Source organism: Meiothermus sp. (assembly GCF_037443965.1).
Classification (GTDB): Bacteria; Deinococcota; Deinococci; order Deinococcales; family Thermaceae; genus Meiothermus.
The window spans coordinates 1-11,486 of the sequence record NZ_JBBINI010000050.1 but is presented as its reverse complement, the minus strand read 5'-3'; the positions used below and the strand labels follow the sequence as shown (position 1 = coordinate 11,486).

Below are 11,486 nucleotides of genomic sequence, written 5' to 3'. Positions count from 1 at the left end.
CCGGAGCAAGAAATGCTGTCCTCGAGCGATAGAGGACTGAAATAGCCTGCCCCGCGAGATTGGGCGCGGGTGTATGTAGCCAAGAAATGCTGTCCTCGAGCGATAGAGGACTGAAATTCATTTCTATTTGCGTACACCGTGGCGCAGACGCCAAGAAATGCTGTCCTCGAGCGATAGAGGACTGAAATTTTTCCTATCAGATGGAGTAGCACCTAACCCGACTACAAGAAATGCTGTCCTCGAGCGATAGAGGACTGAAATTCTATACGGTGGGCGCTGACATTCGAGGAATACGAACAAGAAATGCTGTCCTCGAGCGATAGAGGACTGAAAGGCGCGGTTTGCGGTATGGTAAACCATATGTTTCGCTCGAGCCGCACCCCCACCGGAGGAGGGGTTTTTTTGGAGATGGACAGGGCCAAGGCCGAGGCCCGCGCCCAGGGCCTCGAGGTGGTGGATCTCTCGATTGGGGCTTCCGATCTGCCCCCGCCCCCAGAGGCCTTGGAGGCCCTCAAACAGGCCATAGACGACCCCTCGAGCTACGGCTACTGCCTCAAGTCGGGCACCCTGCCCTTCCTCGAGGCCGCCACCGACTGGTACTTCCGGCGCTACGGGGTGCAGCTCGACCCCCGGCGCGAGGCCCTGAGCTTGATTGGCTCGCAGGAGGGGCTGGCCCATCTGCTGATGGCCGTGGCCGACCCCGGCGAGGTTCTGCTGATGTGCGATGTGGCCTACCCCTCCTATTTTGGAGCGGCTAAAGTGGCGGGCCTCGAGGTTCACCAGATGCCGCTGGGCGAGCACCTGCTGCCCGACCTGTGGGCTGTGCCGGAGGCGGCGGCCCGGCGGGCTAAGGCGCTGCTGCTCAACTACCCCAACAACCCCACCGCGGCCCTGGCCTCGGAGGAATTTTTTGCGGAGGCGCTCGAGTTCTGCCGCCACTACGACCTGTTGCTCATCCACGACAACCCCTACCTCGACCAGGCCCTGAAACCCACCCCCTCGCCCCTGGCCCTGCCGGGAGGGCGGGAGCGGGTGGTGGAACTTTTTAGTTTCTCCAAAAGCTACCACCTGGCCGGTTTCCGGCTGGGCTTTGCCCTGGGCAACGCCGAGGCCATCGCTAGCCTGGAAGCCCTCAAAGCCCCCATCGACTTCAACCAGTACCTAGGCATCCTGCGCATGGGCATGGCCGCGCTGGCCGTACCCCAGGCCCGCCTGCAGACCGACGCCCAGACCTGGGCCCGCCGCCGGGTAGCCATGGTGGAGGCCCTGGCCCAGCAAGGTTGGACGGTGCCGCTCCCCGAGGCCGGGATGTATTTGTGGGCCCGGCTGCCCTCCAGCCTGGCCCTGGACGACCTGGCCTTTGCCAAGGCCCTGGTGGCCCAGACCGGGGTGGCCCTGTCGCCGGGGCGGGCCTTTGGGCCGGGTGGGGTGGGGTACGTGCGCTTTGCCCTGGTGCAGCCCGAGGCGGTGTTGCGCCGGGCGGCCCAGCAGATCGGAGCCTTTATGCGCAGTGTGATTGCAGATTGAAGCAGCTAAACCTGAACGCCCAGGGGCCCGCCCAGCAGTTGCATAGCAGCCTCCTCGGGGGTGAGTTCGCCCCTGGCTACTCGGGCGATGAGGGGCTGGCCCTCCTGGGTCTTGCGGCGGCCCCACTCCTGGATCACGCTCTCCACCTCGAAGCGGGCGCGCTCGAGCCGGTGGGCCTCGAGCAGGTGGTGTTGCTGCAAATGCTGGTAGTGGGCCTCGAGGGCCTCGAACAGCTCCGGGAGGCCCTCGGCCTTGGGGGCGATGGCGGTGAGTACGGGCGGCTTCCAGCCTGCCGGGCGAGGGGCGGCCAACTCCAGGGTGGTTTTGAGCTCCTGCACGATGCGCTCACCGCCGGGCAGGTCGAACTTGTTGACCACGAACACGTCGGCAATCTCCATCACCCCGGCCTTGAAGGCCTGCACCGCGTCACCGGCGGCGGGGGTCAGGATCAGCACGGTGGTGTCGGCCACGCGGGCGATGTCCACCTCGCTCTGCCCCACCCCGACCGTCTCCACGAAGATGCGGTCGAAGCCAAAGGCCTCCAGAAGCGCCAGGCTGGCCACAGTGGCCCCGGCCAGGCCGCCCAAGGCCCCCCGGCTGGCCAGCGAGCGGATGTAGACCTGCTTGTCCTGGTGGTGGCGCATCATGCGGATGCGGTCGCCCAGGATGGCCCCGCCGGTGAAGGGGCTGCTGGGGTCCACCGCCAGCACCGCCACCCGCTCCCCCCGCCTGCGGGCCTCCTCGATCAGGCGGTCGGTAAGGGTGCTTTTGCCGGCCCCCGGGCTGCCGGTCAGGCCCACCACCTTAGCCTGGCCGCGCCCGCGCAGTTGGCGCAGCAGGGCCTGCCCCTCGGGGTAGCCCGACTCCACCAGGGTGATGGCCCGGGCCAAAGCCCGCACGTCCTGGGCCAGAAAACGCTCGTAGAGGTTCATAGCGTCAGTCTATCGCGGTTCTGGCTTGTTTTGTCCCTGACGCTCCGTTGGGTAGCACAGGGCCCAGAGGGAGGGAACGCTACCCCACCTCGAAAATCCCCTCGATTTCCACACTGCTGCTGAAGGGCAGTTGGGCCATGCCCACTGCCGAACGGGCATGCTTGCCTTTGTCGCCAAACACTTCCAACAGCAGATCCGAGGCCCCATTGATGACCTTGGGCTGCTCTTCAAAGTCGGGCATGGAGTTGACCATCCCCAGCAGCTTGACCACCCGATGAACCCTGTCCAGGTCGCTTACTGCGTCCTTCAGCACTGCAATCAGGCGGATCGCGACTTCGCGGGCTGCATGGTAGCCCTGCTCGGTGCTCACCTCGCGGCCTAGCTTGCCTTTGAGACTGGAAACCTGCCCCGACACAAACACCAAGTGGCCGCTTCGCACCCAGGGCACAAAGCTAAACATGGGGGGTTTGACCTCGGGCAACACGATGCCAAGCTGCTGTAGGCGCTGTTCAACCTGCATGGGGCCTCCTTAGGGCTGTACGAAGACCGGAATTTGGGCATGGTTGAGAATCCATCGCGTGACCGAGCCAAAAAAGCCGCCAGCCCGGCTGCGTCCCACGAATAGGGCATCGGCCTGGTGCTCGTGGGCAAAGCCCAGCAAGGCGGCGGCAGGCGACTGGTCGGTGGAGAGCACCTTGGCCTCGAGGCGGCCTTCTAGGGCCAGGGGCAAGGCGTTGATGGACTGGTTGATCCGCTCGAGTTCATCTGCATCTCCCACGTGCAGCACAGTGATTTTGCCCCCGCTGGCCTCGGCGATGTGGTGGGCCAGCCGCAACACCCGCTCGGAGCCTGGCGTGGGGCTCCAACCCACCAGTAGATGCGAGAGGCCCTGCGGTTCGGCTTCTTTGGACACGGCGGCAACAGGCTTGGTACTCTGGGCAATCACCCGCTCGGTGGTGGTGCCCAGTAAGCGATCCATCAGACTGTCCTCGCCATGGGTGCCCATCACCACTAGGTCATGGCTGGCGGCATGGTGGAGGATGACCGGGATGGGTTTGCGCGGCTCGAGCACGGTTTGAGCTTTGGCATCCAAAGCCGCCAGTTGCCGCCCCATCCACACCGACCAGGCTTGCTCGGCCTCATCGAAGATTTTTTCAGTTTGTGTGTCGAAGAAGTGGGCCGGGCTGGCGTAACGTGGCTCGGTGGCATGCAGGATGGTGAGCGAACCCCCGGTCAGGTCGCGCAGTTTCTGGGCCAGCTCGAGGGCCTTCCGCGAAGCAGGGGAAAAATCGGTGGGGTGGAGAATCTTCATGCAGTCACCCAGAGACTGTACTTCACAGGAGCGCAATACAGGCCACTTCGACCTTCACGTCCCGTGGGAGGCGGGCCACCTGCACGGTGGCCCGGGCCGGAAAGGGCTCGCGCACGTACTCGGCATAGACTTTGTTGAACACCGGGAAGTCACCCATGTCGGCCAGGTAGCAGGTGGTCTGCACTATCTTGGCATACGAGCTTCCGGCGGCCTCGAGCACCGCCCCTAAGTTTTTCATGACCTGATGGGTCTGGGCCTCCACATCCCCCGCGACCAGCTCGCCGGAAGGGGTGAGGGGAATCTGACCCGAGCAAAACACCAGCCCACCCGCCGCGATAGCCTGGCTGTAGGGACCGATGGCCTGAGGGGCTTGATCGGTTTGCACACGCTGCTGACTCATGCCCACAGCTTATACCAAAGCTGGCCCGATCGGCGCTGGGCTTTTTCACCCTCAACCACCGGGCGATGGAGCTCTCCATCAGACTTGTGAATCGGCAGCTCACAGCGACACGCCTTGGGTAGAAAACTGCCAAGCTTGTCGGCGCAGGGGTTGGTTGAGCCGGTCGAAGCCGACCCTTTCGCCCCATGGAACGGCAGGGTCGAGCCTGTGATGAAGCAACTCAAAAACCTTGGGTGGGCTGCGAAGCCGGGGTGGGTGGGGGTGCGATGGTGGTTTTGGGCTGCTGAACCTCGAGGCCCAGGTAGGCCAGGGGGGTGTTGGACTCGAGGTCGGCGGCCATCATCAAAAAGTCCACCTCCTCCAAGGTCCACAGGTGAACCCCGCTGGACTGGGCAAGCTCCCGAAGCAATGGGCTGTACTGTCCGTTTAGGGCAATCAGGAGGCTTCTGTCCGCGCGATGGGTCTGCTGGGCTGCCCATACGGTCTGCAAGGCCCCTTCGTGGCTGGGGGTGTGGGCTTCTATTTGAATCAAGTAGCGCACACCCGTGGGCGATTGGGCGATGGCATGGCCCTGGTCGGGGGTGAGCGAGGCTACCCAGTGGGGGCAGCGGTTCAGCAAACCGGCCACATAGCGCAGAAAACCTTTCAGATTGACGCTGGGCAGAGCATCCGTTGGCTGCATAGGTATCCTTTGAATCATCATGCTAGTGTCTGGTTGTAGAAGCAAGTGAAGTTTGTACTCATATATGGCTTATAGCCCTTTTAGGATGGGGTTCATTTATTTCTCATCCAGTTGTTGTGCGGGCCTGTGGATAACTCTGTGGATAACCTGCGGTTTCCTGTGGATAACTTTGTGGGTATCTGGGTGTTTCTCATACAGAGAAGTTTGATTTTCTCGATTCTGAGGCGATTTTGTCCACACCCGGAATTGTGAAACGATTGTCAATTTATGCGCTTTGTATTAGAGCTCCTTGACCCAGAACACCATCGGCTTGGCGGATGGCTGTGGCTGGCCGAGGTCTTGCCAGGAAAAGTGGCAAACCAGGTCTGGGCGCTTGGAAAACCCGCGTCGCTGCCAGAAAGCATCCAGCGGGGCGTAATCGGCGGGCTTGAGGGGATGATTTGCGGGTCGTTCGACAGCGCAAAACGTTACCAAGCGATAGCCGAGCGCCAGGGCCCTGGCCTCCCGGTGACGGAAAAACGCCACCCCCAGTCCCTGTCCCCGGTAGGCCGGTTCCAGCACCGACTCGCCGAAGTAGTACCACTCGGCAGGGTCCAGTCCAGCCTGGGTGAAGGGGGTCTGGAACTCGGCCTCGGCCTGTGCGAGCGGTAGGGCGGTGGAGGCGCCCACTACACGCTCCTTGTCCCGCACCACCACCAGGGTGCTTTCGGGAAGTTCCAGGAATTTGGCCAGGTAGTGCTGTTCGTACTCGAGGTTCCCCTCGTACAGATAGGGCCACTCGCGGAAAACCGCCATGCGCAGGCGGGCCAGCTCGGGGATCCAAGGGGCGACTGCGGAGCCCCAGAGCACTTCCACATGCAGGCTCATGGCTTCCAGGATACAAAATCGCGGCTCGAGGCTTTCCCCCGGTACAATTGGACGCATGATACTTACCGGCGAACCGCCCGCCCACGCCTTACTGATTGATAGCCGCTCACCTGCCGAGTATGCCCAGGGGCACCTGGAAGGTGCGCTCAATATAGACCTGTCGGGCTTTCGCGCGCGCTTACGCAGCGAGGAGGAGTTAGAGCAGCTCGAGCAGGCCTTGGCCGACCTCAATGGCCGCATTGGGGCCGGCTCCCACTGCCCGGTGGTGGTCTACGACACCGGTCTCAATACCCGCCTGACCAAAACGGCCTTCATGCTGGCCCTGGGGGGGCTGGAGGTGTACCTGTGGCCGCAGGGGTGGGAGTCGCGGGCCACCCAGCAGACCCCAGCCCAGCCCAAAGCGGGCGAACCCTGGGCAAAGCTCAACCGCCAGATGCTGCTTACCGCGGATGAGATTCTGGCCGCGTCCAACCGACTTCTGCTGGACGTGCGCGAACCCCACGAGTTTGCCATAACCCGGATTCCCGGCGCAAAAAACATCCCCCTGGGCGCTTTTGGGCCGGACAACGCAGGGGCCCTGGGTCTACAGGCCGGCCAGGAGGTAGGGGTGCACTGCCGCAGCGGTGCGCGCAGTGCCACCGCATTCTGGCTTCTGCGGCAGCAGGGGGTGCAGGCCCGCAACTACCTGGGCAGCATGCTCGAGTGGGAGGCCGAGGCCGACCTGCCGGTGGAGCGGTCCTGAGGGGGAGTTGGGGCTCCCGCCCAATTTGCCTGTAGGCTGTAGGGCATGAAAGTATATGGTTTGGCGGTAGGCCCCTTGCAGGAAAATACCTACCTGCTGGTAGGCAAGGATGGACGGGGTGCCCTCGTAGATCCCGGCGACGAGCCCGAGCGCATCCTGGCCGAGGTGCAGCGGGTGGGCCTTAATCCTGAGGCAATTCTCCTGACCCACGCCCATTTCGACCACGTGGGGGCGGTGGCTTCCCTGGTCGAGACCCTGAATTTGCCGGTCTACCTGCACCCAGCCGACTTGCCGCTCTACCGCAGCGCCGCCCAGAGCGCGGCCCGCTGGGGGCTTTTCATTCCCCAACCCCCAGAACCTGTCCAGCCATTGGCCGAGGGGCAAATTCTGGATTTTGGTCTGGGCCTGGAGGTGTTGTTTCTGCCCGGCCATGCGCCGGGGCACGTGGGTTTCTACCAAACCGGTCATCTGGTGAGTGGGGATGTGCTCTTTCGGGGTGGAATTGGCCGCTACGATCTGCCGGGTTGCGACCCTCAAGCCCTGTTTGCTTCCTTGAAAAAAATCACCCAGTTGCCACCCCAGACGGTGGTATACCCCGGTCATGGCCCCCTTACCACCCTTGCCCAAGAAATCGCCAGCAACCCCTATCTTATGGGCTAAATTCCCGACTCGGCCTCCAGACCCCCGACCCGAGGCCCGGTGGGGGATGTTAGACTATGTGTGTGAGTGACCCGTTGGCCGAGTTGAACCGCTTACAGGAACGCGACCTCGAGCTTGACCACATCCGCGAAGATCAATCCCACATACCTGTGGAGCTGGGGCAAGCCCGGGTGCAGTTCAAGGAGTTGGAAAATCAGCTCGGCGGCCTGCAAGACCAGTTGCGCGAGGTGCGCATGGCCTACCATAAGGCCGACCTCGAGCTGCAAGATCTCAAAGGCAAGTACGGAAAAGCCAAACAAGCCCAGTCCCAGGCCCAAAGCGCCAAGGAGCAGACCCAGTACGGCGAGCAGATGCGCCAGCTCGAAGACCGCATCGAAGAGATTGAGGGCAACGACAAGAAAAACATTGTGGGGGAGATACTTCCCCTAATGCAACAGATGGACGAGTTGGAAAAAGAGATCGAGGGCGTTAGGGCCCGTCAGGAGGAGGCCAGGGCCCGGCTCGAGGAGTTGGAAACGGCCAACCGGCAGCGGGTGGAGGACCTCGAGGCCACCTACCAGTCCAAAAAGGCCGACCGCGACCAGTTGGCGGCTACCATCCCGGCCCCAGTAGTCAAGGAGTATGAGTCCATCCGCAAGGCCCGCAAAGGTACAGGCCTGGCCAAAATGGCTAAAACCAGCAACGGCTACCGCTGCACGGCCTGCAACGTGCAGCTCCCCATGCACGTGGCCCAGCAGATCCACCAAGCCCAAAAGGTGGTGCGCTGCCCCTCCTGTGGGCGCATTCTGTGGAAGGGTGAGTAGGTTGCGCAGAGACAAACGCTGCACTCAGCTTTGTTACCTGCCAGACGCAGCTCATAAGATCGGCAAGAGACGCGCCCTCGAGGATTATGTGGGAGGGTAACCTGTGCCCTGGAGAAACCCCTTTTTTCCCCTACGGATGGGGATGGTGTCCTCTCTGCTCTACTCAACTCCCGGTCTGGCAGCTTGCAACTGTACCCGTTCGGAAAAAATACTGACCTACTGGTTTGTGGCCGGGCTTTTGCTGTTGGCCTTCCTGGTCATCTTCTGGATGATGCGCAAGCAGGCGAAGGAGGCCGGTCAGAACGCATCTGCACTGCAAGAGATTCCCCATTCCCCCTATCGTGTTACTGCCAATTTCCAGGTCTACGACCTGCGTACCCGTGAGGTTGTCTACCGAGCCAGAAGCCGCCCGGAAGCGCTGGGCTGGGTGGAGCGAACCCTGCAGTTGAACCCACCTGCCCAAGACCGGTAGCGTAGAGCCGTGCCCTATACCCCCATTCTCGCGACCCTGGGCTACGTGCTTTCGCCCGATGGCAAAGAGGTGTTGCTCATTCACCGCAACGCTCGCCCCGACGACCCCGCTTTTGGCAAGTACAACGGGCTGGGGGGCAAGCTCGAGCCCGCCGAAGATGTAGCCGCCGGTATGCGCCGGGAAATTCGCGAAGAAACGGGCCTCGAGGCCCATCAGCTCATCCTGCGCGGAACCCTCTCCTGGCCGGGCTTTGGTAAAAACGGGGAAGACTGGTTTGGCTTTATTTTTGTGATTCCCCGGTGGTCGGGCACACCCCTAAAGTCCAACCCCGAAGGAAGCTTGGAATGGGTTTCCATCGAAAGAATGTTGCGCCTAGAACTTCCTCTGTGGCCAGGCGATAAGCACTTTTTGCCCCTGGTTTTCGATACCGATCCGCGCCCCTTCCACGGGGTGATGCCCTACGAAAGTGGCCAGCCGGTATCCTGGTCGTTCACTCGATGATGGCCACGTGCAGTGAGCAATTACCCTAGACAACGGCCGGGGTATGATATATAACTTTCATAGAATTGATAAAATATATGAAACCTTTTTTTCATTCCAACCCTTCTGTCAGGACGTTTACATGCCGCTCTCTAAGCCCTCACCCCAGCCAGAAATCTCTGTTCTCAAGCGGATTCAGGCTATTCGGACCGAGGTGGGTGAGAGTTCTTCGCGGCTGATTGACTACATCGTGGGCAGCCCCAGAACGGTGCTTAGTCAGTCCATCACCGAGTTGGCCGAGGCGGCGGGCTCGAGCGAGCCCACCGCGGTGCGGCTGTTCCGGCGGGCGGGGTTTCGCAGCTTCCAGGACTTTAAGATTCGCCTCGCCCAGAGCTTAGTTCCTGGCGTGAGCAGCCTCAACCCCGAAATTGCGCCTCACGACACCGCCTTGCAGGTGTTGGAGAAGGTGTTCGCAACCTCGCAAATTACCTTGCGGGAAACCCTCGCGCACACCGACGAGGAAGTGCTCGAGCGGGTGGTGGTGGCGCTGCTGGGTGCACGAAAAATCGAGGTGGTGGGCTGCGGGGTCAGCGGCATCGTGGCGCTGGATACCGCGCATAAGCTTAGCCGACTGGGCTTGGTGTCTCGAGCACACAACGACCCCTACTTTGCCGCTCAGGTGTGTGCGCTGGCTGGCCCTGGCGACGTGGTGCTGGCGATCTCCCATACTGGCTCTACCCGCGACGTGCTGGACGCGGTGGAACTGGCTAGAGACAGCGGTGCCACCGTGATCGCGCTCACCGGGCTCAAGCGCTCCCCGCTCACCCAGCTTGCCGATCTGACCCTGCGCACCTCGAGCCCCGAGTCGAGCTACCGCAGCGAGGCGATTGCCTCTCGAATTGCTCAACTGTGCATGGTGGATGCCCTGTGCGTGACCCTGCACTTGAGACTCGAGCCCCTCTCGAGCGAGCGGCTGCGCAAGACCCGTGAAGCCCTCAAGGAAAAGCGTCTATAAGGAGGAAGTGATGAAGCGTATGTTTGGTTTAGGTTGATAGGCAGTTTGGCTCTGGCCCAAAACTTTAATTAGAAACGAGCCTTCGCCCAACTTCGGCAAAAAGACGCGCTCAAAATCCTGCTGCAGCCTGAATAGGAAGACCCATGAAGATCGGATTTGTCGGACTCGGAAGAATGGGCGGCAACATGTCCCGGCGGCTGATACGCCATGGTATCGAAGTGGTGGGTTTCGATCAAAACCCTGCCGTGCCTCAGAGCATCGAAGGTCTGATTGGCGCAGGCTCACTCTTTGCCCTTTGCTCCATGCTCACCCCCCCGCGCACCGTCTGGCTGATGCTACCCGCTGGAGAAGTCAGCGAAAACACCTTAGCCCAACTTACCTCCCTTTTGTCGCCTGGCGACCTAGTGGTGGATGGAGGCAACGCCTACTACAAAGACTCGCAGCGCCGGGCCAAAATGCTGGACGAGCGGGGCATCGGGTTCGCCGACGTGGGGGTCTCGGGCGGGGTGTGGGGCTTCGAAAACGGCTACGGGCTGATGTTTGGGGGTTCGGCGGAAGTCGCCGAGCGCCTGAAACCTGTGTTGCAGGCCTTGGCCCCCACACCTGACACCGGATGGGTGCATGCGGGGCCGGTGGGGGCAGGGCACTTTGCTAAGATGGTGCATAACGGTATCGAATACGGCATGATGCAGGCTTTGGCCGAAGGGCTGAACCTGCTGCGCAAGAAAAAGGAGTTTGGTTTCGATCTGGCGCAGCTTACGGAAGCCTGGCGGCACGGCACGGTGATTCGCAGCTGGCTGTTGGACTTGACCGCGCAGTACCTGGCATCCGACCAGAACCTGGAGGGCATCGCTCCGGTGGTAGCGGACTCGGGGGAGGGCCGTTGGACGGTGCTAGAAGCGGTGGAGCTGGGCGTACCGATTCCGGTAATTACCCAGTCGCTCTTTACCCGCTTCGAAAGCCAAGATGAAGAAGACTACAACGAGCGTCTGCTGGCAGTGATGCGCAAAATGTTCGGCGGACATTCGGTTGTAGAAGCCGAGTAATTTACAGGCGCACCTGGCAGGCCAGCCACAGCACGTTGCTGGACTGTATTGGCCTGGGGCTCGCAGCCCAACCCAGCGTCACCAGCCGCCCCACCTCCAGTCAGGTAGTACGACATCCGTAGCCTTTACCAAGGCGGGGTCTCAAGATAGGCAGGAGGTACCGATGGGACGAATGCCGAAAGCCACGGCTGCTTTGCGAATGCTTCTGTTGCCATTCCACGAGAGATCGAGCCATTGCCTAGCCCACGACGCTGGCCCCAGCGTGGCGACCACAGTCCCCCGAATTTTTCGGCCACCGCACGACTAAACCTATTAATGCCATCTCATGTTGATTCTTAGGAGCTATGCTATCCTACCGTTACGTCGCCGCGTTGCTTTACGGTTATTTGTCACATTTTCGGGAGTTTGGGTTCTTATGATTCCTTCGTGTGCTACTTGACCTACCCCAGGGGATGTAAAAAAGAGGGGGTGCTATGGAAACCCACAGAGAGCACCCCCTGTACTATCTTGACGCAGAAACCCTCCTGGTGGCTACCTACGTCTGGGTG

The 11,486-nt window shown here is 61.5% G+C and carries 14 protein-coding genes and 1 CRISPR repeat array; of the genes, 8 read left to right on the top strand and 6 right to left on the bottom strand.

The genetic code is table 11. The features are described 5' to 3' along the window. Window positions 1-6 precede the first annotated feature (6 nt). Window positions 7-334: a CRISPR direct-repeat array (repeat unit 37 nt; unit sequence CAAGAAATGCTGTCCTCGAGCGATAGAGGACTGAAAT). Between the two features lie 26 nt (window positions 335-360). After that, window positions 361-1,527, top strand: a complete 1,167-nt coding sequence (locus tag WKI89_RS16985) for an aminotransferase class I/II-fold pyridoxal phosphate-dependent enzyme (RefSeq protein ID WP_337871565.1) — start codon at window positions 361-363, stop codon at window positions 1,525-1,527. Window positions 1,528-1,532: 5 nt separating this feature from the next. Here the strand turns inward: WKI89_RS16985 and meaB are convergent, their stop codons facing one another. The 6 genes from meaB to WKI89_RS16955 form a co-directional block, all read right to left on the bottom strand. Beyond that, the gene (meaB, locus tag WKI89_RS16980) at window positions 1,533-2,459 is read right to left on the bottom strand and encodes a methylmalonyl Co-A mutase-associated GTPase MeaB (RefSeq protein WP_337871564.1); all 927 of its coding nucleotides are present in this window, start codon (window positions 2,457-2,459) and stop codon (window positions 1,533-1,535) included. Window positions 2,460-2,538: 79 nt separating this feature from the next. Next, window positions 2,539-2,979 (bottom strand): RidA family protein, encoded by a 441-nt coding sequence (locus tag WKI89_RS16975; protein WP_337871563.1) that lies wholly within the window; start codon window positions 2,977-2,979, stop codon window positions 2,539-2,541. Window positions 2,980-2,988: 9 nt separating this feature from the next. Continuing rightward, the gene (locus WKI89_RS16970) at window positions 2,989-3,771 is read right to left on the bottom strand and encodes a universal stress protein (protein ID WP_337871562.1); all 783 of its coding nucleotides are present in this window, start codon (window positions 3,769-3,771) and stop codon (window positions 2,989-2,991) included. Window positions 3,772-3,793: 22 nt separating this feature from the next. Continuing rightward, entirely contained in the window at window positions 3,794-4,171 is a 378-nt protein-coding gene (locus WKI89_RS16965) for a RidA family protein (protein WP_337871561.1), read from the bottom strand. Between the two features lie 220 nt (window positions 4,172-4,391). Beyond that, window positions 4,392-4,853, bottom strand: a complete 462-nt coding sequence (locus WKI89_RS16960) for a hypothetical protein (protein WP_337871560.1) — start codon at window positions 4,851-4,853, stop codon at window positions 4,392-4,394. Between the two features lie 279 nt (window positions 4,854-5,132). Further along, window positions 5,133-5,777 (bottom strand): GNAT family N-acetyltransferase, encoded by a 645-nt coding sequence (locus WKI89_RS16955; protein ID WP_337871559.1) that lies wholly within the window; start codon window positions 5,775-5,777, stop codon window positions 5,133-5,135. On the opposite strand from WKI89_RS16955, the gene WKI89_RS16950 reads away from it, so the two are divergent. The 7 genes from WKI89_RS16950 (at window position 5,776) to gnd (ending at window position 10,938) form a co-directional block, all read left to right on the top strand. Further along, window positions 5,776-6,462 (top strand): rhodanese-like domain-containing protein, encoded by a 687-nt coding sequence (locus WKI89_RS16950; protein ID WP_337871558.1) that lies wholly within the window; start codon window positions 5,776-5,778, stop codon window positions 6,460-6,462. The two genes, WKI89_RS16955 and WKI89_RS16950, sit on opposite strands and share 2 nt — an antisense overlap. A gap of 45 nt (window positions 6,463-6,507) precedes the next feature. Then, window positions 6,508-7,122, top strand: a complete 615-nt coding sequence (locus tag WKI89_RS16945) for an MBL fold metallo-hydrolase (RefSeq protein ID WP_337871557.1) — start codon at window positions 6,508-6,510, stop codon at window positions 7,120-7,122. Between the two features lie 56 nt (window positions 7,123-7,178). Beyond that, on the top strand, window positions 7,179-7,925 hold the full coding sequence (locus WKI89_RS16940; RefSeq protein WP_337871556.1) for a C4-type zinc ribbon domain-containing protein: 747 nt from the start codon (window positions 7,179-7,181) through the stop codon (window positions 7,923-7,925). A gap of 103 nt (window positions 7,926-8,028) precedes the next feature. After that, window positions 8,029-8,397 carry a hypothetical protein gene (locus tag WKI89_RS16935; RefSeq protein ID WP_337871555.1) on the top strand — a complete coding sequence of 123 codons (369 nt, stop codon included), beginning with the start codon at window positions 8,029-8,031 and terminating at the stop codon, window positions 8,395-8,397. Between the two features lie 9 nt (window positions 8,398-8,406). Then, window positions 8,407-8,898, top strand: a complete 492-nt coding sequence (locus WKI89_RS16930) for an 8-oxo-dGTP diphosphatase (protein ID WP_337871554.1) — start codon at window positions 8,407-8,409, stop codon at window positions 8,896-8,898. Between the two features lie 121 nt (window positions 8,899-9,019). Next, window positions 9,020-9,892 (top strand): MurR/RpiR family transcriptional regulator, encoded by an 873-nt coding sequence (locus tag WKI89_RS16925; protein WP_337871553.1) that lies wholly within the window; start codon window positions 9,020-9,022, stop codon window positions 9,890-9,892. 143 nt (window positions 9,893-10,035) lie between these two features. Continuing rightward, window positions 10,036-10,938: a phosphogluconate dehydrogenase (NAD(+)-dependent, decarboxylating) gene (gene gnd, locus WKI89_RS16920; RefSeq protein WP_337871552.1), complete on the top strand. Its 903-nt coding sequence runs from the start codon at window positions 10,036-10,038 to the stop codon at window positions 10,936-10,938. Window positions 10,939-11,486: the final 548 nt, after the last annotated feature.